Origin of the sequence: Streptomyces resistomycificus (genome assembly GCF_001514265.1) — a bacterium.
In the GTDB taxonomy this organism is placed as follows: domain Bacteria; phylum Actinomycetota; class Actinomycetes; order Streptomycetales; family Streptomycetaceae; genus Streptomyces; species Streptomyces resistomycificus.
The window spans coordinates 901,555-926,445 of the sequence record NZ_KQ948988.1 but is presented as its reverse complement, the minus strand read 5'-3'; the positions used below and the strand labels follow the sequence as shown (position 1 = coordinate 926,445).

General features: G+C 71.6%; 20 protein-coding genes and 3 tRNA genes. 10 read left to right on the top strand and 13 right to left on the bottom strand.

All coding sequences use genetic code 11. The features are described from left to right. Positions 1-50: 50 nt before the first annotated feature. Positions 51-464, top strand: a complete 414-nt coding sequence (locus AQJ84_RS03885; protein ID WP_030042011.1) for a spore wall synthesis regulator SsgD — start codon at positions 51-53, stop codon at positions 462-464. Positions 465-476: 12 nt separating this feature from the next. Here AQJ84_RS03885 and AQJ84_RS03880 read toward each other — a convergent pair whose 3' ends face one another. Next, entirely contained in the window at positions 477-1,313 is an 837-nt protein-coding gene (locus tag AQJ84_RS03880; protein ID WP_053193269.1) for an isocitrate lyase/PEP mutase family protein, read from the bottom strand. 135 nt (positions 1,314-1,448) lie between these two features. Continuing rightward, complete coding sequence (locus tag AQJ84_RS03875; protein ID WP_030042012.1) at positions 1,449-2,096, bottom strand: GOLPH3/VPS74 family protein; 648 nt, start codon at positions 2,094-2,096, stop codon at positions 1,449-1,451. A 296-nt stretch (positions 2,097-2,392) separates the two neighbouring features. Between AQJ84_RS03875 and AQJ84_RS03870 the strand changes: the two genes are divergently transcribed. The 4 genes from AQJ84_RS03870 to AQJ84_RS03855 all read left to right on the top strand — a co-directional run bounded on the left by AQJ84_RS03870 (position 2,393) and on the right by AQJ84_RS03855 (position 8,362). After that, complete coding sequence (locus tag AQJ84_RS03870) at positions 2,393-4,015, top strand: ABC-F family ATP-binding cassette domain-containing protein (protein ID WP_030042013.1); 1,623 nt, start codon at positions 2,393-2,395, stop codon at positions 4,013-4,015. 10 nt (positions 4,016-4,025) lie between these two features. Continuing rightward, entirely contained in the window at positions 4,026-6,281 is a 2,256-nt protein-coding gene (locus AQJ84_RS03865; protein ID WP_053193266.1) for an ATP-binding cassette domain-containing protein, read from the top strand. A 96-nt stretch (positions 6,282-6,377) separates the two neighbouring features. Further along, the gene (gene ddaH, locus AQJ84_RS03860) at positions 6,378-7,154 is read left to right on the top strand and encodes a dimethylargininase (protein ID WP_030042016.1); all 777 of its coding nucleotides are present in this window, start codon (positions 6,378-6,380) and stop codon (positions 7,152-7,154) included. Between the two features lie 230 nt (positions 7,155-7,384). Next, entirely contained in the window at positions 7,385-8,362 is a 978-nt protein-coding gene (locus AQJ84_RS03855; RefSeq protein WP_053193262.1) for an acyl-ACP desaturase, read from the top strand. Positions 8,363-8,382: 20 nt separating this feature from the next. On the opposite strand, the gene AQJ84_RS03850 is transcribed toward AQJ84_RS03855, so the two are convergent. The 6 genes from AQJ84_RS03850 to AQJ84_RS03825 all read right to left on the bottom strand — a co-directional run bounded on the left by AQJ84_RS03850 (position 8,383) and on the right by AQJ84_RS03825 (position 11,538). After that, a tRNA-Trp gene (locus tag AQJ84_RS03850) sits at positions 8,383-8,458 on the bottom strand. Positions 8,459-8,471: 13 nt separating this feature from the next. Continuing rightward, positions 8,472-9,656, bottom strand: a complete 1,185-nt coding sequence (locus AQJ84_RS03845; RefSeq protein WP_053193402.1) for a leucine-rich repeat domain-containing protein — start codon at positions 9,654-9,656, stop codon at positions 8,472-8,474. Beyond that, a complete protein-coding gene (locus AQJ84_RS03840; RefSeq protein ID WP_053193259.1) occupies positions 9,653-10,981 on the bottom strand; it encodes an SDR family NAD(P)-dependent oxidoreductase in 1,329 nt (442 codons plus the stop codon). Before AQJ84_RS03840 ends, AQJ84_RS03845 begins: the two co-directional genes overlap by 4 nt. Before the next feature lie 30 nt (positions 10,982-11,011). Then, positions 11,012-11,086, bottom strand: a tRNA-Glu gene (locus AQJ84_RS03835). An 8-nt stretch (positions 11,087-11,094) separates the two neighbouring features. Then, positions 11,095-11,166, bottom strand: a tRNA-Cys gene (locus AQJ84_RS03830). A 126-nt stretch (positions 11,167-11,292) separates the two neighbouring features. After that, the gene (locus AQJ84_RS03825; protein ID WP_030042022.1) at positions 11,293-11,538 is read right to left on the bottom strand and encodes a WhiB family transcriptional regulator; all 246 of its coding nucleotides are present in this window, start codon (positions 11,536-11,538) and stop codon (positions 11,293-11,295) included. 253 nt (positions 11,539-11,791) lie between these two features. On the opposite strand from AQJ84_RS03825, the gene AQJ84_RS03820 reads away from it, so the two are divergent. Continuing rightward, complete coding sequence (locus AQJ84_RS03820) at positions 11,792-12,580, top strand: VOC family protein (RefSeq protein WP_030042023.1); 789 nt, start codon at positions 11,792-11,794, stop codon at positions 12,578-12,580. A gap of 31 nt (positions 12,581-12,611) precedes the next feature. On the opposite strand, the gene AQJ84_RS03815 is transcribed toward AQJ84_RS03820, so the two are convergent. Further along, positions 12,612-13,661: a LacI family DNA-binding transcriptional regulator gene (locus tag AQJ84_RS03815; protein ID WP_030042024.1), complete on the bottom strand. Its 1,050-nt coding sequence runs from the start codon at positions 13,659-13,661 to the stop codon at positions 12,612-12,614. Positions 13,662-13,901: 240 nt separating this feature from the next. Beyond that, positions 13,902-14,906, bottom strand: coding sequence for a multicopper oxidase domain-containing protein (locus AQJ84_RS03810; RefSeq protein ID WP_030042025.1), 1,005 nt, complete (start codon positions 14,904-14,906; stop codon positions 13,902-13,904). Positions 14,907-15,161: 255 nt separating this feature from the next. Between AQJ84_RS03810 and AQJ84_RS03805 the strand changes: the two genes are divergently transcribed. Next, entirely contained in the window at positions 15,162-17,594 is a 2,433-nt protein-coding gene (locus tag AQJ84_RS03805; protein ID WP_030042026.1) for a ThuA domain-containing protein, read from the top strand. After that, positions 17,591-19,786, top strand: coding sequence for an OmpL47-type beta-barrel domain-containing protein (locus AQJ84_RS03800; RefSeq protein ID WP_030042027.1), 2,196 nt, complete (start codon positions 17,591-17,593; stop codon positions 19,784-19,786). Before AQJ84_RS03805 ends, AQJ84_RS03800 begins: the two co-directional genes overlap by 4 nt. On the opposite strand, the gene ligD is transcribed toward AQJ84_RS03800, so the two are convergent. Then, complete coding sequence (gene ligD, locus AQJ84_RS03795) at positions 19,773-20,798, bottom strand: non-homologous end-joining DNA ligase (RefSeq protein WP_030042028.1); 1,026 nt, start codon at positions 20,796-20,798, stop codon at positions 19,773-19,775. The two genes, AQJ84_RS03800 and ligD, sit on opposite strands and share 14 nt — an antisense overlap. A 74-nt stretch (positions 20,799-20,872) precedes the next feature. Between ligD and AQJ84_RS03790 the strand changes: the two genes are divergently transcribed. Then, complete coding sequence (locus AQJ84_RS03790; protein WP_053193249.1) at positions 20,873-21,937, top strand: ATP-dependent DNA ligase; 1,065 nt, start codon at positions 20,873-20,875, stop codon at positions 21,935-21,937. 34 nt (positions 21,938-21,971) lie between these two features. Here AQJ84_RS03790 and AQJ84_RS03785 read toward each other — a convergent pair whose 3' ends face one another. Continuing rightward, positions 21,972-23,162, bottom strand: coding sequence for a zinc-dependent alcohol dehydrogenase (locus AQJ84_RS03785; RefSeq protein ID WP_030042029.1), 1,191 nt, complete (start codon positions 23,160-23,162; stop codon positions 21,972-21,974). Positions 23,163-23,354: 192 nt separating this feature from the next. On the opposite strand from AQJ84_RS03785, the gene AQJ84_RS03780 reads away from it, so the two are divergent. After that, positions 23,355-24,368: a DUF3048 domain-containing protein gene (locus AQJ84_RS03780; protein ID WP_030042030.1), complete on the top strand. Its 1,014-nt coding sequence runs from the start codon at positions 23,355-23,357 to the stop codon at positions 24,366-24,368. A gap of 13 nt (positions 24,369-24,381) precedes the next feature. Here the strand turns inward: AQJ84_RS03780 and AQJ84_RS03775 are convergent, their stop codons facing one another. After that, complete coding sequence (locus tag AQJ84_RS03775; RefSeq protein ID WP_030042031.1) at positions 24,382-24,849, bottom strand: MarR family winged helix-turn-helix transcriptional regulator; 468 nt, start codon at positions 24,847-24,849, stop codon at positions 24,382-24,384. Between the last annotated feature and the right edge of the window lie 42 nt (positions 24,850-24,891).

The window sequence follows — 24,891 nt, the reverse complement described above, 5'->3', positions numbered from 1 at the left end:
CCCGGCCTCATCCCCGGAAGTCCGTCCCGCCGTCACAAGGGAGCAAGGCGTTGTCCATCGTCATCGAGCAGCCCGTCGAGGCCCGTCTCGTCGCCGCCGCGCCGCGGATGCCGAGCATTCCCGCCACGCTGCACTACGACCGGCGTGACCCGTTCGCCGTCCGCATGACCTTCCCGGCCCCGGCCACCCTGGAGGGCGTGGAGGTCTGCTGGACCTTCAGCCGTGAACTCCTCACCGCCGGCCTGACGGAGTCCGAGGGCCACGGCGACGTGCGGGTGCGTCCGTACGGGTACGACCGCACCGTCCTGGAGTTCCACGCCCCCGAGGGCACCGCCGTCGTGCACGTCCGCTCGGGCGAGCTGCGCCGGTTCCTGGAGGCGACCAGCGAGCTGGTGCCGGTCGGTCTGGAGCACCTCCAGCTCGACCTGGACCACGACCTGGCGGAACTGATGCGGGACGCCTGAGCCCCGCCGGTCTCACCGTCCCAGCAGCGCGTTGAGCTCGCCGTACTCGATCCCGTCCGCGAGCGTGTCGTACGTGCCCGCGCCCAGCAGCTCCCGTGCGGCGCGGCGGACCAGGGCGTGCGCGGCCTGCGCGATGCCCGAGCCGACGCTGACCCGGGCGACGCCCAGCTCGGCCAGGTCGGCGACCGGCGGTGCGCCGGGACCGGCCATCACGTTCAGCGGTCCGTCCACTCCGTCGGCGAGCAGCCGCACGGTCTCCGGATCGACGGCCCCGGGGACGAAGATGCCGTCGGCGCCCGCGGCGAGGAAGGCGGCGGCCCGCTCCAGGGTGAGGTCCACTCCCCCGGCGCCGCGAAGGAACGTGTCGATGCGGGCGTTGACGAACAGGGGTACGCCCCGCGCGTCGGCGGCCTCGCGAGCGGCGGCGATCCGGTCGGCCTGCTCGGCGGCCGGCCGCAGCGGGCCCGCCCCCGCCTCCTCGCCGTACAGCGCGTCCTCGATGTTCACGCCGACCACGCCCGCGGCCAGCACGGCGCGGATGGTGTCGGCCACCTCGGCCGGGTCCTTCGCGTAGCCGCTCTCGATGTCCGCGCTGACGGGCACGCCGACCGCGCCGGCGATGGCCGCCACCGCCGCGAGGGCCCGGTCGCGGTCCAGCGTGTCACCGTCGGCCGCGCCCAGGGCCCAGGCGAGACCCGCGCTGGTCGTCGCGATCGCGGCGGCGCCGGCGTCCTCGATGACGCGGGCGCCGGCCGCGTCCCAGGCGTTGGGCAGGACGAGCGGACGGCCCGGCACGTGCAGGGAGCGGAAGGCGAGGGCGCGGTGGCGGAGGGTGCTCAGGTGGGTCACGCGCCTCACTCAACCAGCCGCCCCGGGCGGGGTCCGGCAGGAATCCGACATGGTCGTGCGGCCTCGCTCGCCCCTCGGCGTCCGCGCCGAGGGGCGCTCGGCCGCCCGAGGCCGCGGTCTTCCCGGCGGTGCGCCTCAGTCGGCCAGGGCCGCGGCCGCCGTCGTAGCCGTACGCACCTCGCGTACGACCGTCCGCAGCACGGCGGCCGGCACGCCGCACCGTTCGATGAGCGCCTCGACCCGCTCCTGATCCGCACGGCGCCCGTCGCCGCCCGCCGGTCCCGCCGCGTCCACCAGTACGGCGAGGGCCGCGTCCCGCTCGGAGACCTCCGCGACCGGCACCGGCCCGAGCAGCACCGCCCGGGTCTCCGCACGCAGCGCGTCCACGGCGGCGAGCCGGTCCAGTGCGTACTCCACGGTCGGGAAGACCCCGAGCACCCGTCGTTTTTCGGCGCGCAGGCAGCCCTCGGCGGCCAGCTGCTCGCGTACGGCGTCCAGGGTGATCCGCGCCCGCAGGGTCACCCAGGTCCGCCAGCGGTGGGGCAGGGACTCCCGGACCAGTTCGAGCAGCCCGTCGAGGACGGGGTCCCCCGTCCCGGAGTCCAGGTCGGCCGGCGTGGCGATGCCGTCCTCGTCGACGAGCAGACCGCGCCGGGCGAGCTCGACGAGGGCGCCGGCCCTGACCAGCGGGGGCAGCCGGCCGGCGCCGGTGACCTCCGTCTCGGCGGTGTCCCAGGCCAGCAGGCACAGCCGGGCCGGGAGCGAGAGCGAGCCGATGGACACGGGGTCTCCTTCGCGAGATGGATCGGGGTCGGCGATAAATACGTTGACAGCGCCCGAGGGCCGTTCATACGGTGACAACGGTCCTGTTGCCGTCGATTGGAGAAGGACGTTGCTCGTCTGAGGTCCTGAGACACCACGTCACACACCCGAGGGGTGTGTGCGTCGCGTGCGACCTCGGCGTTCGAGCCGTCCTCCGGAACAGGGCTTCTCTCATGCTCCCGGGGCCTCTCCCTTCGGTCGCAGGTGTCTCGATACGCGTTTGCCCCTGACCGCATCAAGCAACCGCGGAGACCCGTATGTCTACCTCCATCACCTGCACCTCCCTGGCTTTCGCGTGGCCCGACGGGACCCCCGTCCTCGAAGACCTCGACGTGGCGTTCGGCCCCGGCCGGACCGGCCTCGTCGGCGTCAACGGGTCCGGGAAGTCGACCCTGTTGAAACTGATCGCCGGTGAGCTCGCCCCGGCCGACGGCACCGTCCGGGTGGCGGGCGAGGTGGGCTACCTCCCGCAGAACGTCACACTCGACACCGGACTGCGGGTCGACGAGGTGCTCGGCATCGCCGCCCGGCGGGCCGCGCTGCACGCCATCGAGGCGGGTGACGTGGCCGAGGAGCACTTCGAGACGGTCGGCGACGACTGGGACGTCGAGGAGCGCGCGCTCGCCACCCTCGGCGAACTCGGTCTCGGCCACGTCGAGCTGGACCGGACGACCGGCGAGGTGTCGGGCGGCGAGTCCGTGCTCCTGCGGCTGGCGGCGCTGCTGTTGCGCCGGCCGGACGTCCTGCTGCTCGACGAACCCACCAACAACCTCGACCTGTACGCGCGCAGGCGGCTGTACTCGGCCGTCGCGTCCTGGCCGGGGGTCATGGTCGTGGTCAGCCACGACCGCGAACTCCTCGACCTGGTCGACCAGATCGCCGATCTGCACGCCGGGGAGGTCACCTGGTACGGCGGCAACTTCTCCGCCTACGAGGAGGCCCTCGCCACCGAGCAGGAGGCCGCGGAGCGGATGGTGCGGGTCGCCGAGTCGGACCTCAAGAAGCAGAAGCGCGAACTGGCTGACGCGCAGGTCAAGTTGGCCCGCCGTAAGCGGTACGGGCAGAAGATGTGGGACCAGAAGCGCGAGCCGAAGATCGTCATGGGGGCACGCAAGCGCGCGGCGCAGGAGTCCGCGGGCAAACACCGCATCATGCACGAGGAGCGGCTCGCCGAGGCGAAGGAGCGGCTCGACGAGGCGGTGGACGCCGTACGGGACGACGACGAGATCCGGGTCGACCTGCCGTACACGGCCGTACCCCCGGGGCGGACCGTCCTGACCCTCCTGGACCTGGAACTGGCGTACGGCGCTCGTGTCCAGGGCGGCTTCGACCTGCGGGGTCCAGAGCGGATCGCGCTGATCGGACGCAACGGCGCGGGCAAGACCACGCTGCTGCGCACGATCGCCGGGGAGCTCGGGGCCGTCTCGGGCGAGGCGAGGACCCATGTCCCGATGCGTTTCCTGCCGCAGCGGCTCGACGTGCTGGACGACGAGCTGACGGTCGCCGAGAACGTGGCCCGGTTCGCGCCCGGCGCCACCAACAACCGGGTCAGGGCCCGGTTGGCCCGCTTCCTGTTCCGGGGCGCCCGCGCCGACCAGCGGGCGGGGACGCTGTCCGGTGGCGAACGCTTCCGGGCGGCACTGGCCGCGCTGATGCTGGCGGAGCCCGCACCGCAGCTGCTGATGCTCGACGAGCCGACCAACAACCTCGACATGGCGAGCGTGCGGCAGCTGACCACGGCCCTGGAGTCCTACGAAGGCGCGCTGATCGTGGCCAGCCACGACCTGCCCTTCCTGGAGTCGATCGGCATCACGCGCTGGCTGATGCTGGACGGAGAACTGAAGGAAATCACGCCAGAAGCTGTCGGGTATCCCGCCTAGCGTCGGGTGCATGCCCGAATTCATCACCCTCACCGGAGCCAGGGAGAACAACCTCAAGGACGTCACCCTCCGCATCCCGAAAGGCCGGCTGACCGTGTTCACCGGCGTTTCGGGATCGGGGAAGTCCTCGGTCGTCTTCGACACGATCGCGGTCGAGTCGCAGCGCCAGCTCAACGAGACGTTCACCTGGTTCGTCCGCAACCGGCTGCCCAAGTACGAGCGACCGCACGCCGACGCCATGGAGGACCTGACACCCGCGATCGTCGTCGACCAGCGGCCGGTAGGAGGCCACTCTCGGTCCACGGTCGGCACGATGACCGACATCCACTCGGTGATGCGGGTGCTGTTCTCCCGGCACGGCACCCCCAGCGCCGGGCCGGCCACCGCCTACTCCTTCAACGATCCGGCGGGAATGTGCCCTAAGTGCGACGGTCTCGGCCGGACGGTACGCCCCGACTGGGACGGCATCCTCGACCCCGGCCGCTCGCTCGCGGCCGGGGCGGTGCGCTTCCCGCCGTTCGCCGCGGGGACCTGGCAGGGGCAGGCGTACACCAACACCGACGAACTCGACCCCGACAAGCCGGTCGGCGAGTTCACCGCCGCCGAGCGGGAGTTCCTGATGCACGGCCGCCCCGGCAGCAAGGTCACCGTCAAGGCCGCGGGCGGCACCTGGACCACCGAGTACGAGGGCCTCGCCGACCGGTTCGAGCGGCTGTACCTCAAGCGCGACCTGTCGGCGATGAGCCAGAAGACCCGGGACCTGGTGCGGGAGTTCCTCGCGGAGGGCAGCTGCCCGGCCTGCGCCGGCGCCCGCCTCAACCAGGCCGCGCTGGCCTCCCGCATCAACGGCCGGACCATCGCGGACTGCGCGCACCTCCAGGTCAGCGATCTGATCGACGTACTCAAGGAGATCGACGACCCCGTCGCCCGGCCGATCGCCCGGGCCGCCGTCGCCGCCCTCGAACGCGTCGACGCGATCGGCCTCGGCTATCTCAGCCTCGACCGTGAGACCGCCACCCTCTCCGGCGGCGAGGGACAGCGGCTGAAGACCGTGCGGCACCTGGGCTCCAGCCTCACCGGGATGACGTACATCTTCGACGAGCCCAGCGTCGGCCTGCACCCGAGGGACGTCGGACGCCTCGGCGACCTGCTGCTGCGGCTGCGCGACAAGGGCAACACCGTGCTGGTCGTCGAGCACGACCCGGACGTCATCGCGCTGGCCGACCACGTCGTCGACATGGGACCGGGCGCCGGCACCGAGGGCGGCCGTGTGGTGTTCGAGGGGACGCCGGTGGAACTCGCCGGGTCCGCCACCCTGACCGGACGATGTCTGCGACGCCGTACGACACTCAAGGACGAGGTGCGGACCGCCACCGGCGGACTGTGGGTCAAGGGCGCCGGCCGGCACAACCTGCGGGACGTGACCGTCGAGTTCCCGACCGGGGTGCTGACGGTGGTGACCGGGGTCGCCGGATCCGGGAAGAGCACGCTGGTCGCGGAGTTCACCGCCGCACACCCGGGCGCCGTGGTCGTCGACCAGTCGGCCATCGGGATCTCGGCCCGGTCCACTCCGGCGACGTACGTCGGGATGATGGACACGGTACGGAGGATCTTCGCGCGCGAGACGGGCACCGAGCCGGGGCTCTTCAGCTTCAACTCGACCGGCGCCTGCGGCGGCTGCGAGGGCCGCGGGGTCATCCTCACCGACCTCGCGTTCATGGACCCGGTGACCACGACCTGCCACGACTGCGAGGGGCGGCGCTTCAGGGACGAGGTGCTGCGGCTGACCGTCGGCGGCCACTCGATCGCGGACGTCCTGGAGATGACCGCCGAGCAGGCACTGGGGTTCTTCGACGACCTCGGGGTGCGACGCCGGCTGCGCGCCCTGCGAGACGTCGGCCTGACCTACCTCACGCTCGGCCAGCCGCTGTCCACCCTGTCCGGCGGTGAGCGGCAGCGGATCAAGCTGGCGACGCGGCTGCACCGGACCGGGGCCGTGTACGTCCTCGACGAACCGACGACCGGGCTGCACATGTCGGACGTCGAGGGGCTGCTCGCGCTCCTGGACCGGCTGGTCGACGCGGGCAACACGGTCGTGGTCGTGGAACACAACCTGGACGTGGTGGCGCACGCCGACCGGATCGTCGACCTCGGCCCGGACGGGGGCCGGGACGGCGGACGGGTGATCTTCGAGGGGACCCCCCGGGGGCTCCTCGCCGCCCGCGGCTCCAGCACGGCGGAGCATCTCAGGAGGGCCACAGCCTGACACCGGGGGTTTTGCCCGCGCGCAGCGGCGCTGCATGATGGCTGACCGGGTACCCCACGAAGGTCCCGCACCCGTCCCACCGACCCGGAGATCCCCGTGCGCAGCAAGAAGGCCCTCGTCCGTCGCCCCAGCCCTCGCCTCGCCGAAGGCCTGGTGACGCACATCGAGCGCGAGAAGGTCGACGTCGACCTCGCACTCGAACAGTGGGAGGCCTATGTCGGGGCCCTGCGCACGCACGGCTGGGAGACGATCGAGGTGGATCCGGAGGACGACTGCCCCGACTCGGTGTTCGTCGAGGACACCGTCGTCATGTACAAGAACGTCGCGCTGATCACCCGGCCCGGCGCCGAGTCGCGGCGCGAGGAGGTCCTCGGGGTCGAGGAGGCCGTGGCCCGTCTGGGCTGCTCGGTCAACTGGATCTGGGAGCCGGGCACGCTGGAGGGCGGCGACGTACTGAAGATCGGCGACACGATCTACGTCGGCCGGGGCGGCCGCACCAACGCGGCCGGTCTGCAGCAGCTGCGGGCCGCCTTCGAGCCGCTCGGGGCCCGGGTGGTCGCGGTGCCGGTGAGCAAGGTGCTGCATCTGAAGACCGCGGTGACCGCGCTGCCCGACGGGACCGTCCTCGGACGCATCCCGCAGCTGGACGCGCCCTCGCTGTTCCCGCGCTTCCTGCCGGTGCCGGAGGAGTCGGGGGCGCACGTGGTCCTGCTCGGCGGCGCCAAGCTGCTGATGGCGGCGAGCGCTCCGAAGACCGCGGAGCTGCTCACCGACCTCGGCCACGAGCCGGTGCTGGTGGACATCAGCGAGTTCGAGAAACTCGAGGGCTGTGTGACATGCCTCTCGGTGCGGATGCGGGAGCTGTACGTCTGACCGGGTGAACTTTCCCTCTGTCGGCCCTGGACCTGCGGTTCCGGGACCGCTTGTCATGCCCGGGGAACACCGCTGATCAGGGATCTTTACGGCGCTCTTAACCTACGGTCTCGTAACCTACGGATACGTAGCCTACGATGTCGTAGGTTACCGGCGTCGCTCGCCGACCGTGCCGCTCCCCTGAAGCACATTCTGTTCCACGTACATGTTCCGCGTCCCCTGGAGTACCCGTGACGATCACTTCCCCTCACCTCGGCAGCCCGTCCTCCGCCTGGACCGACGCCCGCCTGCTGTACGCGCTGGAGGAAGTCGTCGAACAGGAACTGAACCGGCACCTCAAGGTCGCCAAGGACTGGATGCCGCACGAGTACGTGCCGTGGAGCGACGGCCGCAACTTCCCCGGCGTCTTCGAGGACGGCGAGGCCTGGGAGAAGGGCCAGTCCAAGGTCACCGAGCTCGGCCGGATCGCCCTGGTCGTGAACCTGCTCACCGAGGACAACCTCCCCAGCTACCACCACGAGATCGCCTCCCTCTTCGGCCGCGACGGCGCCTGGGGCACCTGGGTGCACCGCTGGACCGCGGAAGAGGGCCGGCACGGCATCGTGATGCGCGACTACCTGCTCGCCTCGCGCGCGGTCGACCCGGACAAGCTGGAGCAGTTCCGCATGGCCCACATGGCCGAGGGCTTCGAGTCGGACAACCGGCACTCGATGCTGCACTCGGTCGCCTACGTGGCCTTCCAGGAGCTGGCGACCCGCGTCTCGCACCGCAACACCGGCCACCAGTCCGGGGACCCGGTGTGCGACCGCATGCTGGCGCGGATCGCGACCGACGAGAACCTGCACATGGTCTTCTACCGGAACCTGCTCAAGGCCGCCTTCGACCTGGCGCCCGACCTGACGATGCAGGCGGTCCGCGACGTGATCGTGAACTTCCGGATGCCCGGCCACGGCATGCCCGGCTTCGAGCGGGCCGCCGCACAGATGGCGATCGGCGAGGTCTACAACATGCGCATCCACCACGACGACGTCATCCAGCCCGTCCTGCGCTTCCTGAAGGTCCTGGAGATCGACGGTCTCGGCCCCGAGGGCCTCAAGGCCCAGGAGGAACTCGGCCTGTACATGAGCGGCCTGGACGCGGAGGCCTCCAAGTTCGACGAGAAGCTCGCGACGCGCAAGGCGCGGATGGCGGCGCGCGCGGCCGGCTGACAGCCACCGCCTCCGAGGGGGGCGGGGCGGCTGGATTCGAACCAGCGTGTCCCGGTTTTGGAGACCGGCGCGCCTGCCTCTGCGCTACGACCCCGCCCTTGAGATCAGACTAGCTCCCCGGTGACAGCCGGGGAGCTGTTCTGTGCACGCTGCGCACGGCGGCCACGTCGGCCGGGACCGTCGGGTGCGGGACGTGGGCGCTGAGGGCCTCCAGGCGGCGTTTGACGCTCGCCGCGACGCCCTGGCCGAGGACGAAGCGGGTGGCCGTGCCGGCGCGCGTCGCGCTGTCGAGGAGGCGGTGGGCCTCGCGGCTGCGCATGCCGGTGTGGGTGAGGACCAGGTGGGTGAGGCGGTGGCCGGTGGCCGCGAGGGCCGCGCCGATCGCCTCGGCGGCGGGCGTGTCGATGTGGTTGTCGGCCGCGCCGAGCACCGCCGCCGCCCGGACCCGGCCCAGGTCCAGCAGGGTGACGCCGGCCGCCGTCGCCGCAGTGACCAGCCGGGCCGCCGCCCGCGGGCCGATGCCGTTGCTGGCGACGGACAGCCGGGTCAGCCGCCCATGCGGTGCCCGCTCCAGGACGTCGGCCAGACGGAGGGCACCGGCGTCCGCCAACCCGGCGGCGGAGACGTACAGTTCGTCGATCGCGCCGGCCGCGAGGACCTCGGCGAGGGACTGCGCTCCGCCCTCCCCCAGCGGGTTGCCGCCGACGAAGAGCCGTTCGATCCGGCGCCCGTTGCCGGCGGCCGCCAGCAGCGCGTCGGCGAGGACCAGGACGCCCGACGCGTCGAGGCCGGTCTGGACGAGGTCGAGGGTGCGCAACGACCGGGCGGACTCGACGAGTTCGGCCGCGGCCCGGCCGCCGGCACTGCCGAGCGGGTTGCGTTTGAGCCAGACCCCGGTGACCCGGGGGGAGGCGCGCAGCTGGTCGGCGATGCGGCAGGCGCCGCCCGCGGTGATGTTGTTGCAGCCCAGGTAGAGCGTCTCCACGCCGGTGCCGGCGCCGGCCGCGGCGGTGGCCCCCTCGTCACCGAGCGCGTCGGTGCCGAGGAGCAGGTGCCGTACCGGGGTGGGCCCTTGGGAGAGGGTCTCGGCGACCAGGGCGGCACCCTGGGGGCCCAGCCCCTGCTTGCACAGGTCCAGCCGGCCGTCGGGCAGTGCCGTACCGGCCGTGAAGTCCAGGCGTTCACCGGCGGGGCGGCCCGCTCGCAACCAGTCCAGCAGGGGACCGAGTTCGGCCTGCGGGCGCGGCACGACGCGGGGGACGCCCGCGAAGCCGGTACCGGGTCCTTCGTTCACCACTGCGCCTCCCGGTAGTCCTTGAGGAACACCCCGGACACGGGGTCCCCGGCCTCGCCCCGCACGATCGGGTCGTAGACCCGGGCGGCGCCGTCCACGACGTCCAGGGGCGTGCGGAAGCCCGCTTGGGCCATCCGGGCCTTCTTCGGTGCCGGGTTCTCGTCGGTGATCCAGCCGGTGTCGACCGCGCACATGTGCACGCCCTGCTCGGCGAGTTCGGCGGCACTGGTGCGGGTGAGCATGTTGAGGGCGGCCTTGGCCATGTTGGTGTGGGGATGACCGGCCGTCTTGTTCCGGACCGCGAACCGGCCCTCGACCGCGGTCACGTTGACCACGTAGCGACGCGGGTTGGGCGAGGCGAGCAGCAGGGGCAGCAGCCGGTCGCACAGCAGGGCCGGGGCGAGCGCGTTGACCAGCTGGGTCTCCAGGACCTCGGCCGGGTCGAGGGCGCCGAGCCGGGCCGACCACGAGTTCTCCGGGGACGGGTCGGGCAGCAGTCCGGCCTCGTCGGCCTCGCGCAGCGCGACCGGCAGGGACGCCCCCCGGCCGCCGAGCATCCGCATCGGCGTGAAGCCGGGTGCGCGCCGGGCGCCCTCGGGCAGCGCGTCCGACTCCCCGTCCGCCAGCAGCGCGTACGACTCGGGCGGGCGCCGCACGGTCTGCGCCGCGTTGTTCACGAGGATGTCCAGCGGCTCGCCCTCCTGTCGCAACTCCTCGCACAGGCCCAGCACCTGGCGGGGGTCGCGCAGGTCGACGGCGAGGACGCTCAGCCGGTCGAGCCACTTCTCGCTGCCGGGTTCGGCGCGGAAGCGGCGGACGGTGTCGTGCGGGAAGCGGGAGGTCACCAGCAGTTCGGCGCCGTCGCGCAGCATCATCAGCGCCAGCTGGAAGCCGATCTTCACCCGGCCGCCGGTGAGGAGGACCCGGCGACCGCCGAGGTCCGTGCTCAGGGCGCGGCGGGCGGTGTTGTCGGCGGCGCACCGCGGGCACAGGCGGTGGTAGAAGGAGTCGACCTGGCGGTAGGGCGACTTGCAGACGTAGCAGCCGCGGGGCTTGCGGAACACTCCGCCGGTACCGGCCGCTGCGAGCGGAGCGTCCTCGCGCCGGTCGAGTGCGCCGGTCGCGGTCGCAGCGCTCACCTCGGCATCGGCGGCGGACAGTTCGTCGCCGCGTGTCCTGCGCCGGCGCAGCCGTCCGTCCCTCGTGAAGGACGCGGCGACCTGCTCGGCGCGCAGCCGGACCGGGTCGTCGACGGGCAGTGCCCGCAGGCGGGCGACCGTACGGTGGAAGGCGGCCAGCTCCTCCTCGCCGATTGCGTCCCGCATGTGTCCCCGCCCGTCCCGATGCTGTGCCGGTGGTGGGCCGGGCCGGATTCGAACCGACGTATCCGCCCTGAGAAGGCGGTGCGCCTGCCTCTGCGCTACCGGCCCACCGCGCGTCCGGGCGACCGGATTCGAACCGGCGTATCCGTCTGTGCAGGACGGCGCGACTGCCTCTGCGCTACGCCCGGCCGCGCCCACGGATCCTAACCTCACCCCCGGGACCGGTCGTACCGGTTTTCGAACGTATGAGTGCGGAGGGAAGGGTGAGGACGAGCGGGTGACGGGGGCACGGGCGGGGCGGAGGGGGCGGCGGTTCAGTCGCCCGTGCGCCTGAGGTGCAGTCTCTCCTTCTCGGACAGGCCTCCCCAGACGCCGAAGCGCTCGTCGTTGGCCAGGGCGTAGTCCAGACAGGCGGGGCGCATCTCGCACATGCCGCAGATGCGCTTCGCCTCGCGTACGGAGCTGCCCGGCTCGGGGAAGAAGAAGTCCGCCCCGGTCTGGGCGCACAGTGCCTGGGTCTGCCAGGCGAGAGTGCCCGGTGTCATGGTGTCGATGTGCATGCCCGAGATCGTGCCGGGCGGTGAAAAACATTCCATCAACGCGCGCTCAACGACACCGTCCACGGCCCGCGGCCGACCGATGATGCCCCGGCCGGACAGCCCGGTGGAAGGCGGCGCGCGGGAGGTCGTACGACCTGATGAAACGCCTCGGTCACTCAGGGTGACCAGGATTGAGGGTCACGCCTGGGCGTTTGTCAGTGGGCGGTGCGAGACTCGCAGTACAGGCAACGGGACCTTTCGAAGGAGAGCGGAGATGCTCACGACCCGTTATGTCACGGGCGCCCCGAACTGGCTCGATCTCGGCACACCCGACATCGAGGGCGCCTCCTCCTTCTACCAAGCGCTCTTCGGCTGGCAGTTCCAGGCGGGCGGGCCCGAGGTCGGCGGCTACGGCTTCTTCCAGCTCGACGGGAGGACCGCCGCGGGCGGTATGCAGACCACGCCGGACCAGGGCCCGCCGTCCTGGACCGTGTACTTCATGACCTCGGACGCCGACGCCACCGCCAAGGCGGCCGAGCAGGCGCACGGCTCGGTGCTGGTGCAGCCCATGGACGTCCTGGACCAGGGCCGCATGGCGATCCTCGCCGACCGGGCGGGCGTGTCCTTCGGCATCTGGCAGCCCGCGGCCAACAACGGCCTGGACGTCGTCGAGGAAGTGGGCGCGCTGTACTGGCTGGAGCTGTACACGCCGGACCTGCCCGCCGCCGCGGGCTTCTACAACGCGGTGTTCGGCTGGGAGACCACCGCCCTCACCTTCGCCGGGGACACCTACACCACCGTCCACCCGTCGGGCACCGAGTCGGACGCCATGTTCGGCGCGATCGTGCCGCTGGAGGACGACCCGACCCAGGCGCCGGCCGGGGCGTGGCTGCCGTACTTCGAGGTCGAGGACACGGACACGGTCGTCGGCGCGGCACAGGAGCGGGGCGGCACGGTGCGGATGCCGGCGACGGACCTGGAGAACGTGGGGCGCATCGCCGAGCTCGCCGACCCGTACGGGGCGCGTTTCGCGGTGATCACGAGCACGCCACCGGAGGCGTGAGCCGGTTTCGGCAGGCGGGCGGGCGCGGGGTTCAGGCCGAGGCGCGGCGGACCAGGGTGGTCGGCAGCACCACCCCGGAGCGGGTGGCTCCCGGCACCTCGGCGGTCCTGCGGTCGAGGCCGCGCAGGAGCAGCCGTGCCATCAACCTGCCCATCTCCTCTATGTCCTGACGGACCGTCGTGAGCGGCGGGTCGGTCTGTTCGGTGACGGCCAGCATGTCGTCGAAGCCGATCACGGCGACGTCCTCGGGCACCCGGCGCCCGTGCTCGCGCAGCACGCGCAGGGCGCCCGCGGCGGTGAGGTCGTTGGCGGCGAACACCGCGTCCACGTCGGGGCAGTGGTCCAGCAGCCCGCGCATCGCCCGCTCGCCCCCGGCCGGGGTGAAGTCGCCCGGCACGACCAGTCGCGGGTCGGCGTCGGGCATCACGTCCCGGAAGCCGTCGAGCCGGTCCGCAGCCGAGGTCTGGTCGAGCGGGCCGGTGATGTGCGCGACGCGGGTGCGGCCCAGGCCGACGAGATGGCGTACGGCGTCACGGGCACCGCCGCGGTTGTCGCTGTCGACGTACACGACGTCACCGCCGTCGCTGTCGCCGTCGCCGTCGCTCCAGCCGGGGCGGCCGCCGAAGACGGTCGGGACACCGGCCCGGCGGATCAGGCCGGGCAGGGGGTCGTCGAGGTGCAGGGAGAACACCAGCGCGCCGTCGACATGGCCGCCGGCGAGGTAGCGGCCGACCCGGGCGTGGTCGTCGCGGCCCTCGGTGAGCAGCAGGACGAGCTGGTTGTCGTGGGCGGTCAACTCCTTGCTGATGCCTCGCAGTTGCAGGGCGAAGAAGGGGTCCGCGAAGACCCGGGTCTCCGGTTCGGCGACCACGACCGCCACGGCGTCGTGCCGTTTCGTCACCAGACTGCGGGCGGCCTGGTTGGGCACGTACCCGAGCTCGTCCACCGCCCGACGGACCCGCTCCACGAGCGGGTCCCGCACCCCGTCCCCGCCGTTGACCACCCGGGAGACGGTGGCCCGTGAGACCCCGGCCCGCGCGGCCACGGCCTCCAGCGTGGGGCGCGGCGCTGTCTCGGTCACGTCGGGGCTCCTCATCGGCGGGGTGCGGATCAGGATAGCCCCGGCTCCGGGACCGGCGTGAGAGCGCTCTCGGAAGGCGAAGGTCCACTTCCGCGCGGGGTTCTCGGCACCGCCGACAACCGGTTGCGCACGCCTTCACGGCGGCCGGAGGATCCCGACATCGGCTGACGGTCCCGCCCGTGGCTGCGGCTGCTGCCGCCGGGCGGGGGCGCGTCCCGCGCACCTGAAGCAACCGGTCCGTCAGTGCGCGTGCCCTTGCTCCGCCGTCTGCCCGTGCCCTTGCTCCGCCGTCTGCCCGTGCCGGTGTTCGTGCGGCTCGTATCCCGGGATCGTCCCGTCCGGCTTGCGCACCAGGAACAGCCCCACCATGCCCATGTCGGAGTGGCTCTGCACATGGCAGTGGTACATCCACGCCCCGGCCCCCACCCCCTCCCCCGCGATCACCTGGAACCCGAAGGAGTCCGCCGGGCCGACGATCTTGTTGTCGATGACCTGGCTGGGGTCGTCGGGGCCGGTGAGCGTTCCCGTACGGTTGTCCGCCCAGCGGTGACCGTGCATGTGGAAGGTGTGGTAGAACTCGCCGTGCGTGATCATCACGAACTCGACCCGATCGCCCACGGTGGCCGTGAAGTCGGGTCCGGAGTGGGCCGGCTTGTTGTTGATCAGCATGTCGTTGAAGACGATCGTGTGGGTGCGGTCCGGCAGGACGTCTCCCTTGCGCCGCACGATCACCGGCCCGTACAGGCCCTTCCGGATGCCATGGGTGCCGTGCTCCGTCCCCACGACGTGGTCGTGGTAGTGCCAGTAGCCCGCGCTGCCCGCCCGCCAGGTGCCGTCCTTGCGCCGGCCGGGCGCGTGGGTGCGCCAGGTGTAGGTGCGGGTGCCGCCCGGCTCGACGTCGCTCTTGTTCAACCTGGTGCCGTCGCTGGTGATCTCGTAGTCCAGGCCGTGCACGTGCAGGCTCGCCCGCACGTCCATGGTGTTCTCGAACTCGATGTGCAGTGTGTCGCCCTCGTTGAGTTCGATCAGCGGTCCGGGGACGGTCGCCTTCCCCTTCTCCAGTCCGTAGCCCATCTGCCCGTCAGCGAGTTTCTCGGCGTACAGCTTGAGGTGTCTCACCTCGCCCCCGGCCGGGGCGGTCCTCGCCGGCGTGTCGGCGCTGCTGGCCTCGGGCGCCAGGGACAACGATGTCGCCACGGCCGCGCCGCCCAGCAGTACTCGTCGGTTGAACCCGCGTCTGTCCATGCGGAACTCCCCACCCTGGTATGGAACTTGCGGAGACGCACCTGTGATGAACCGGTGAGACGGTACCGGCCGTTCCGCTGTTTATCCACACTCAGGACAAAGTTCGGCCCATCTCGGTCATAGGTATTGGCGAGTTGCGCGAAGAGGTCTAGCTTCCATCGCGCCGTTGCTGTGACCGAGGAGGTGCCCATGCACTTACGAGGGTTGAGCGCTGGAAGCACGAGAAGCGCGAGAAGGCGGGCCTGGGCGGCCACCGTGACCGCCGGGGTCGTCGCCGCCGGGCTGCTGTCCGGGCCGGCCGCCAACGCGCGTCCGGCTCCGGAGCCGTCATCGACAACGATGTCCGTCAAGTCGCCTCCGGGCGGCGCGAACGTGAGAGTACTGATCTTCCACGGGTCCGCGGCGGCCGGCGAGGAGTCGCCGGTCGTCAACGCCGGAATAGAGGCGATCGAGAAGCTCGGGCTGTCCGGGCCGGCCGACCAGCGCTACCAGGTCACCGCGACCGGTGACGCCTCGGTCTTCACCGACGGGACCAGGCTGGGCCGCTTCAACGCGATCGTGTTCCTGACCGGCGGCGGGGACATCCTCGACCCGGAGCAGGAGGCCGGCCTGGAGGCCTACATGGAGGCCGGCGGCGGTTTCGTCGGCATTCATGACGCGGCCCGCGCGGAACCGTACTCGGACTGGTTCACCGGACTGGTCGGCGCGCGCCCGGCGGCCTCCAGCCCGACGACCGTACAGCGGGCGACCGTCGAGGTCGGCGACCGGCAGCACCCGGCCACCAAGGACCTGCCGGTCCAGTGGAAGCGCCCCGACCGCTGGCTCAACTGGGCGAAGAACCCCTCCGGCGAAGTGCACACCGTGGCCCGGGTGCGGGAGTCGACGTACCAGCCCGGCGCGAGCGCCAACGGCTGGGATCACCCGATCAGTTGGTGCCGTGACTACGACGGCGGGCGGTCCTTCTACACCGGCATGGGCGGCACGGTCTCCTCGTACGACGAGACCGACTTCCGCGCCCATCTGCGCGGCGCCCTGCTGTGGACCACCCGGCTGGTGCGGGCCGACTGCCGGGCCACGATCAACGCCAACTACAAGGCGGAGCGCCTCACTCAGCCCAACCAGCCCGGGCAGAACGACCAGATCGGCGAACCGCACGGCCTGGTCACCGCGCCCGACGGCCGCGTCCTCTACATCGGCCGGGGTGGCGCCGACTCCTCCCAGCCCGTGGTCACCGACTGGAACAGCCCCGACATCGGCAAGGGCAGGGGCGAGATCCACGTCTACGACCCGAAGACCAGGAAGGTCACCCTGGCGGGCGCGTTGACGGTCTTCGGCAACAAGGGCGGCGGCGACGAGCTGGTCAAGGTCGAGGAGGGTTTGCTCGGCATCGAGCTCGACCCGCGCTTCGCGCAGAACGGCTGGGTGTACCTGCACTACACGCCCCACTCGGGACTCGACCGCGACAAGCGGATGGCCCAGCGGCGCGTCTCCCGCTTCACGTTCGACCTCGCGGCGAACAGGCTGGACGTGGGCAGCGAGAAGGTGCTGCTCCAGTGGCCGGTTCAGGTGCACAGCTGCTGCCACTCCGGCGGCGGGATGGCCTGGGACTCCAGGGGCAACCTGTACATCGCCACCGGCGACAACAACTCCAGCGGCTTCAGCGGCGGTTACTCCGGCAACAACCCGCAGCCCCACTACAAGGGTGTCTCCTTCGCCGACGCCCGCCGCACCGCTGGCAACACCAACAACCTCAACGGCAAGATCCTGCGCATCCACCCGGAACCCGACGGGACCTACACCCTCCCGGACGGCAACCTCTTCACCGGCAGGGAGACCGAGGAGGGCGGCGGCAAGACCCGCGGCGAGATCTATGTGATGGGCGTCCGCAACCCGGCGCGCATCTTCGTCGACCGGCAGACCGACGCCCTGTACGCGGGCTGGGTCGGCCCGGACGCCAGCGCCCCGTCGACGACCTGGGGGCCCGCCAAGTACGACACGTTCGCCGTGATCACCAAGGCGTCCAACCGGGGCTGGCCGTACTGCATGGGCAACAAGCAGCCCTACCGGGACCGCAACCTGCCCGATCCCACCCAGCCGCTGGGCTGGTACGACTGCGACCATCCGAAGAACGAGTCGCCGAACAACGACGGGCTCGTCAACCTGCCGCCGGTCACCGGCAACAACATCTGGTACTCGCCCCAGGGCGGCGCCCCGGACTACCCGCGGGACGCCGACGGGGTGCCCTCCTACAAGCAGCAGGAGGCCACGTACCTGCTGCCCTGGCTGAAGGGTGGCGGGCAGGCCGCGATGAACGGGCCGGTCTACCGGTACGACACCGCCTCGGCGACCAGCGAGGTCAGGTGGCCGTCCTACTGGGACGGCAAGTGGTTCGTCGGCGACTTCTACGACGCCGACCAGCCGCGCAACGCGGTCATCACCGATCCGAAGAACCACGGGGACGGCGGGCTGCCGGTCCACTCGGAGTCGCTGAAGAAGATCGTGCCGATCGGCAACGACGGCATCAGGAACCTCATGGACTGGAAGTTCGGTCCGGACGGCGCCCTGTACGTCCTCGACTACGGCCGGGGCTTCTTCACCTCCGACGCCAAGTCGGCGCTGTGGCGGGTCACTTACACGGGCGGTGGGCCGACTCCGGCCGCCGGCCAGCTGGCGAGGGGGACGCGGTGACACGGCAACGAAGAATCTGGACGGCCCTGTTGGCCGCCCTGCTGGTGACGCTCGGCCTGCAGGCGGCGCCCGCCGCCTCACAGACCGAGCATGCGGCCGCCGCCCAGGAACTCACCTGGACCGCAGGCGACGACATCACCAGGTACAACGCGGCGCCGGCCACCGCCGTGGCGGGGACGGCGACGATCGTCTTCGAGAACAGCGTGGCGACCGGCAACACCACCGGCATGCCCCACACGTTGACGTTCGTGACGTCGGACCCCGAGTTCAACAACGACGTCGAGCTGAACATCCTCGCCAACCCGAACGACGACCAGGGCGGCCGCCACACCGCCGAGGTGACGCTCACCCCGGGCCGCTACTTCTACCACTGCACGATCCCCGGCCACGGCCAGATGCAGGGCATCCTCGTGGTGACCGAGGGCGGCGGCGAGGACACCACCGCTCCCGTGACGGCAGCGCGGGTGACCGGCACACAGAACGCGCTGGGTCAGTACGTGGGTTCGGCGAGCGTGTCGATCGGCGCGACCGACGAGGACGGCGGCTCCGGCGTCGACCGCGTCGAGTACGCGGTCGGTGACACGGGCGCCTGGCAGCCGTACACCACCCCGGTCGTCGTCGACCAGGTCGGCGCCCACAAGGTGCGCTACCGGGCCACCGACAAGGCCGGCAACACCTCCGCCGAGAAGAGCACCGAGTTCACGGTCGTGGCCCGGCCCTCGGACGACACTGCACCACCGGACACCTCGGCGACGGTGAGCGGCGAACAGAACGCGGACGGCACGTACGTCGACATGGCCACGGTGACCGTCAGCGCGTCCGACACGGGCTCCGGGGTCAACACCGTCGAGTACGCGGTGGGCGCCGGAGCCTGGCAGCCGTACACCGCCCCCGTGATGGTGCACCAGGTCGGCAGGCACACCGTGCGCTACCGGGCCACCGACAAGGCGGGCAACGCGGCCGCCGAGAAGAGCGTCGAGTTCACGGTCGTGGCGGCGGCGCCGCAGGACACCACACCGCCGGTGACGGGCGTGAGCGTCGAGGGCACGAAGAACTCCGACGGAGCCTATGTGGGCAACGCCCGGGTGACCGTGAGCGCGACGGACGCGGGCGGGTCCGGCGTCGACCGCATCGAGTACTCGCTCGACGGCGGCCCCTACCTCGCCTACACCGCCCCGGTGGTGGTGGACCGGACCGGCGCCCACGTCGTGGCGTACCGGGCGAGCGACAAGGCGGGCAACACCTCGGCGGCCCGCACGGTGAGTCTCACGGTGGTGGCCGGCCAGGTCCCGGCGCCCAACTGCCCGGAGTGGGACGAGCGGTTGACGGTGATCGTGGGCACGGTCGACTCGGGTGTGCGGAACCGGGTCACCGACAACCGGTGCCGGATCGGCGAGTTGATCGAGGACGAGAAGGAGTGGACCTCCCACGCCCTGTTCCTCAAGCACGTGACGACGGTCCTGGACAGGTTGCTGAGGGAAGGAGTCGTCGACCAGCGCGAGTACGACGCCGTCCGGAAGGCCGCCCGCCAGTCGGGTATCGGCCGGCCCGGCCAGACCGAGGGATACCGCACCATCCTCGACGGCAGTGCGGCGTCCTTCGCCAAGTGGCAGCAGGTGGGCGGTGGTTCGTTCGCGCCGAACGCCGACGGATCGATCACCTCCGGCACCACCCGGGCCGGACTGGGCATGCTCTGGTACCCGCAGCGCAAGTACGGCGACTTCTCGCTGAAGCTCCAGTGGCGAGACGACGCGCCGGGTACCGGCAACGCCAACTCCGGTGTGTTCGTCCGGTTCCCGTGGGTCCACGACCACCCCGACGAGTCGCGGCCCGAGTGGGTCGCCATCCAGTACGGCCACGAGGTGCAGGTGCTCGACCGGCCCGACGGCGACATGTACAAGACGGGCTCGGTCTACGGTTTCGACCGGGTGGGCCTCGCCGGCGCGGGCGTCACCCAGAAGGGCACCTGGAACGACTACGAGATCCGGGTGGTCGACCAGCACTACTCGGTCTACCGCAACGGCGTGCTGATCAACGAGTTCGACAACACCGGCGGCCAGGACTTCTCCCCGCCGCGCTCGGACGACCCGGGCACGGACGGGCGGCGGTTCGCCTCCGGCTACATCGGACTCCAGGTGCACGGCACGACGGACGTGGTGTCGTACCGGGACATCAGGATCAAGGAGCTGTAGGTCCCGGCTTCCTGGCCCGGCTCGGCTGTACCCGCTTGGGTTCTCCCGGCATCTTCGGATACTCGGGCGGGTACGGCAGGTCGCCGAGTCCGTGGTCGTGCTCGTCCCGGCGCGCCAGCTCCAGCAGCGCTTCGAGGGAGAAGGCGTGGTCGTCCATGTCGGCATGCACGTCGCCGAGTTCGGCGAAGCGGGCCGGCATGGTCGCGATGTCGAAGTCCCGGGGGTGCGCCTGGCCCACCTCCTCCCAGCGCAGCGGCGCGGAGACGGGGGCGTGCGGCCGCGGCCGTACCGAGTAGGCCGAGGCGATCGTGCGGTCGCGGGCCGTCTGGTTGTAGTCGACGAAGATGCGCTCGCCCCGCTCCTCCTTCCACCACTTGATGGTCACCTGGTCCGGCATCCGGCGTTCCATCTCCCGCCCGACGGCGATGGCGGCGCGCCGGACCTGGGTGAAGGTCCAGCGAGGTTCGATCGGCACGAAGACGTGCAGGCCCCGGCCGCCGGACGTCTTCGGCCAGCCGCGCAGTCCGCCGAACTCCTCGAGCACCGCCCGCAGTTCGTGCGCGGCGCGGACCGCGTCGTCGTAGTCGGTGCCGGGCTGCGGGTCGAGGTCGATGCGGAGTTCGTCGGGACTGTCCACGTCGGCGCGGCGCACCGGCCACGGATGGAAGGTGAGGGTGCCGAACTGGGCGGCCCACAGCACCGCGCCCTCCTCCGTCGGGCACATCTCGTCGGCGCTGCGCCCGCTGGGGAAGGTGATGTGGGCGGTCGGGATCCAGTCGGGCATGTTCTTCGGCGCCCGCTTCTGGAAGAAGGACTCACCGCCGACGCCGTCCGGGTAGCGCTCCAGGGTGGTGGGACGGTCGCGCAGGGCCCGCAGGATGCCGGGGCCGACGGCCTGGTAGTAACGGGCGAGGTCCAGCTTGGTGAAGCCACGCTCCGGGAAGAAGATCTTGTCCGGGCTGGACAGCCGTACGGTCCGGCCGCCCGCCTCCAGTTCCAGCGCTTCGCCCATGCGAGCCACGGTAGGCGTACCCCGCACACCTCGCATACCGGGCGATCCCGCACGTGGGGGCGCAGAATCGGAGCATGGATCTGCCGGTGATGCCGCCCGTGAAGCCCATGCTCGCCAAGTCGGTGGCGAGGATTCCGCCGGACATGCACTACGAGGCGAAGTGGGACGGGTTCCGGGCGATCGTGTTCCGTGACGGGGCCGAGGTCGAGTTGGGCAGCCGTACCGGGAAGCCGTTGACCAGGTATTTTCCCGAGCTGGTGGAGGCGCTGAGGGAGCGGCTGCCCGAGCGGTGTGTGCTGGACGGGGAGATCGTCGTCGCGCGGGAGGGGAGGCTGGACTTCGACGCGCTGACCGAGCGCATCCACCCGGCGGACTCCCGGGTGCGGATGCTGGCGGAGCGGACGCCGTCGTCGTTCGTGGCCTTCGACCTGCTGGCGCTGGCCGACGAGCGGCTGCTCGACCTGCCGCTGACCGACCGGCGGTCGCTGCTGACCACGGCCCTGGCGGAGGTGACGGCCCCGGTCCACGTGGCGCCGGCGACGACCGACCTCGACGTGGCGCGGCAGTGGTTCGACCAGTACGAGGGGGCGGGCCTGGACGGGGTCATCGCCAAGCCGCTGGCCGGGCGCTATCTCCAGGACCAACGCGCCATGTACAAGATCAAGCACGAGCGGACGGCGGACGTCGTCGTCGCGGGCTACCGCTTCCACAAGAGCGGTCCGGTGGTCGGCTCGCTCCTGCTCGGCCTGTACGACGAGCGGGGCGCCCTCCAGCACGTGGGCGTGTCCGCCGCCTTCGCCATGAAGCGGCGCGCCGAGCTCGTCGAGGAGCTGGAGCCGCTGCGTATGGACGACGCCGGCGGTCACCCGTGGGCCGCCTGGGCCGAGGAGGCGGCGCACGAGACGGCCCGGCTGCCCGGAGCGCCCAGCCGCTGGTCGGGCAAGAAGGACCTGTCCTGGGTGCCGCTCAGGCCGGAGTGGGTGGCCGAGGTGGCCTACGACCACATGGAGAACGGGGCGCGTTTTCGGCACACGGCCCGCTTCCGCCGCTGGCGGCCCGACCGCACTCCCGAGAGCTGCACGTACGCCCAGCTGGAGGAGCCGGTGCGCTACGACCTCGGTGAGATCCTCGGCCCCTGACGCGTGCGAGGGCCCCGGGCTCGGGGCCCGTCTCTCACGGCGTCATCAGCACCTTGACGGCGCCGTCCCGCTTCTTCTGGAACATGTCGTAGGCGTGCGGCGCCTCGCTCAGCGGCAGCCGGTGGGTGGCGAAGTCCTCGACGCCGAGCGGGTCCTCGTCCGTGAGGTACGGGACGATGTCGTCGCTCCAGCGGCGCACGTTGGCCTGGCCCATCCGGAGCTGGACCTGCTTGTCGAACATGGTGAGCATCGGCAGCGGGTCGGCCATGCCGCCGTACACGCCGGACAGCGAGATCGTGCCGCCGCGGCGCACCAGCTCGATCGCGGTGTGCAGGGCGGCGAGGCGGTCGATGCTGAAGCGCTCCGCGAACGGCCCGCTGATCTTCCGGGGCAGCATCGCCGAGGCCTGCTGGGCGAGTTTGGCCGCGGCACTGCCGTGGGCCTCGGTGCCGACGGCGTCGATCACCGCGTCCGGGCCGCGTCCGTCGGTCTCGTCGCGGATCGCCTGGACCAGTTCCTTCTCGTTGTCGAAGGCCCGGAGGTCGTAGGTCTCCACGCCACGCTCCCGGGCCCGGCGCAGCCGCTCGCTCACCCGGTCCACGCCGAAGACCCGTCCGGCGCCGCGCAGCTGGGCGATGCGGCAGGCCATGTCGCCGATCGGGCCGAGGCCGAGCACGGCGACGCTGCCGCCCTGCGGGACGTCCGCGTAGGCGACGGCCTGCCAGGCGGTGGGCAGCACGTCGGAGAGGTAGACGAAGCGGTCGTCCGGCGGCCCCTCGGGGACCTTGATCGGGCCGAACTGCGCCTGCGGGACCCGCAGGTACTCGGCCTGGCCACCCGGGACGGCGCCGTACAGGCGGGTGTAGCCGAACAGGGCGGCGCCCATGCCCTCGCTGGTGACCTGGGTGGTCTCGCACTGGGTGGGCAGTCCGGTCATGCACATCCAGCAGTTGCCGCAGGCGATCTGGAACGGCACCACGACCCGGTCACCCGCCTTGAGGTCGGGTACCCCGGCGCCGACCTCCTCGACGATGCCCATCGGCTCATGACCGAGGATGTCGCCCGGTGTCATGAACGGGGTGAGCACCTCGTAGAGGTGCAGGTCGGAGCCGCACAGCCCGGTGGAGGTGACGCGGATGACGGCGTCCGTCGGCTCCTGGATCCTCGGATCGGGCACCGTGTCGACCCGCACGTCCCGCTTTCCCTGCCAGGTCACTGCCTTCATCACGCACTCCCTAGATCGCGTCGGCGTGTCCGGTCTGCGGTGGCGACCGGGTACCCGAGCACCTCCCGCGCGAATCACCGCACCTGGGCCGATCGGCGTATTGAACGCGACCAATCAGAAGCGAGCGGGTATGGCCAGCAATGAACTTATAAGCGCACAATCGACACCAAGAGACGGGTGGCCACGGTGGGCATGGGACACAGGGCGCGCACACGACGCGCCGTTACGACGGTGGCGCTGCTGGCCGTCACCGCGACTGCCTCGCTGGCGGCCGGCTGCACCGGCGGGCGCGGGGCGGTCGAGGACGGGCGCGGACAGCTGCGGACGCCCGCCGAAAGCCCTGCCGAACGCCCCGCCGAGAGTCCCGGTACGGGCGAGAGAAGCGCGGCCGCCGGTTCCGTACTCGCCGTGAAGATCGACAACGTGCTCGCGGCCCGGCCGCAGACGGGCCTGGACTCCGCCGACATCGTCTACGCCGAGCAGGTGGAGGGCGGGCTGAGCCGGCTGATGGCGGTGTACGCGACCAGGCTGCCGAAGGCCGTCGGTCCGGTGCGCAGCGCCCGCGAGTCGGACCTGGAGCTGCTGCGCCAGTTCGACCGGCCGACGCTCGCGTTCTCGGGCGCCCAGGGCAAGCTGATGCCGCTGATCGACAAGGCGCCGCTGGACGGACGGACGCCCGAGGAGGTCACCGACGCCTACTACCGCGGCACCGACAAGCCGGCCCCGCACAACCTCTACCTGCGCCCTGACCGGCTCTCGGCCCCCGCGCCGGGCGCGGCCGCGCTGACCACCGGCTTCCGCTTCGGCGCGGCGCCCGAGGGCGGCGTGCGGCAGACCACGCACACCGTGCGCTACCCGGCCGCCCGCTTCACCTTCACGTGGTCCGCGGACCGGGACCGCTGGCTGGTCTCGATGGACGGGACGCCGACCGTGACGACCGACGGCAGGCGGGTGGCGCCGGCCACGGTGGTGGTGCAGTACGTGAAGGTCCGCAAGTCCGCGTTCCGCGATTTCCTCGGCAACAACACGCCGTACACCGAGACGGTCGGCTCGGGTAAGGCGACGGTGCTGCGCGACGGACGGGCCCACGAGGTGCGCTGGTCGCGCGCGAGGGCCACGGAGGGCACCGAGTTCACCACGGGCTCGGGGGCGCCGGTGAACTTCGCCGAGGGCCAGGTGTGGGTGGTGTTCCAGAAGGCGTCGTGAGCTCGTGGGCGGGTCAGGGCTGGGCGGCGAGGGGTTCCGCGGGATTGCGGAGCCCCTCCGCCGCGTCCGACACCCGCTGGATGAGGTCGAAGAACACGGTCTGCTCCTCGGCGGAGAGCGGGGCGAGGAAGACCTGGTTCATCCGGGCCGTGCGTACGGTCAGCTTGCGGTGGGTGCGCAGGCCCTCGTCGGTGAGGTGCAGCAGGAAGCGGCGGCCGTCCTGTGGGTCACGCACCTTGTCGAGGAGTCCGCGGCGGCCGAGGCGGCTGATCACCTCGGCGATGGTGGACCGGTCCAGCCCCACACGCTCCCCGACGGTCCGCTGGTCCAGCCGGTCCGGTTCTCCGACCAGCGCGTTGAGCACCGCGAACTGCGGCGAGGTGATCTCCTCGGAGACCATCGTGTTCCACAACAGGTAGTGCGCCTGCTGCAGCCGCCGGGCCAGGTGCCCGGGGTGGGTGGAGAGGTCCACCGCGGCCATGTGCGCTCCCGAGGTCGGATTCGTTGCTGCTCTTCGTCGTTG

Excerpts from the sequence above, each read along its gene's own strand:
- AQJ84_RS03870 (WP_030042013.1), top strand. The coding sequence starts at position 2,393 with ATGTCTACCTCCATCACCTGCACCTCCCTGGCTTTCGCGTGGCCCGAC.
- AQJ84_RS03865 (WP_053193266.1), top strand. The coding sequence starts at position 4,026 with ATGCCCGAATTCATCACCCTCACCGGAGCCAGGGAGAACAACCTCAAG.
- AQJ84_RS03840 (WP_053193259.1), bottom strand. The coding sequence starts at position 10,981 with ATGCGGGACGCAATCGGCGAGGAGGAGCTGGCCGCCTTCCACCGTACG.
- AQJ84_RS03825 (WP_030042022.1), bottom strand. The coding sequence starts at position 11,538 with ATGCACATCGACACCATGACACCGGGCACTCTCGCCTGGCAGACCCAG.
- AQJ84_RS03820 (WP_030042023.1), top strand. The coding sequence starts at position 11,792 with ATGCTCACGACCCGTTATGTCACGGGCGCCCCGAACTGGCTCGATCTC.
- AQJ84_RS03810 (WP_030042025.1), bottom strand. The coding sequence starts at position 14,906 with ATGGACAGACGCGGGTTCAACCGACGAGTACTGCTGGGCGGCGCGGCC.
- ligD (WP_030042028.1), bottom strand. The coding sequence starts at position 20,798 with ATGGGCGAAGCGCTGGAACTGGAGGCGGGCGGCCGGACCGTACGGCTG.
- AQJ84_RS03790 (WP_053193249.1), top strand. The coding sequence starts at position 20,873 with ATGGATCTGCCGGTGATGCCGCCCGTGAAGCCCATGCTCGCCAAGTCG.
- AQJ84_RS03785 (WP_030042029.1), bottom strand. The coding sequence starts at position 23,162 with ATGAAGGCAGTGACCTGGCAGGGAAAGCGGGACGTGCGGGTCGACACG.
- AQJ84_RS03780 (WP_030042030.1), top strand. The coding sequence starts at position 23,355 with ATGGGACACAGGGCGCGCACACGACGCGCCGTTACGACGGTGGCGCTG.
- AQJ84_RS03775 (WP_030042031.1), bottom strand. The coding sequence starts at position 24,849 with ATGGCCGCGGTGGACCTCTCCACCCACCCCGGGCACCTGGCCCGGCGG.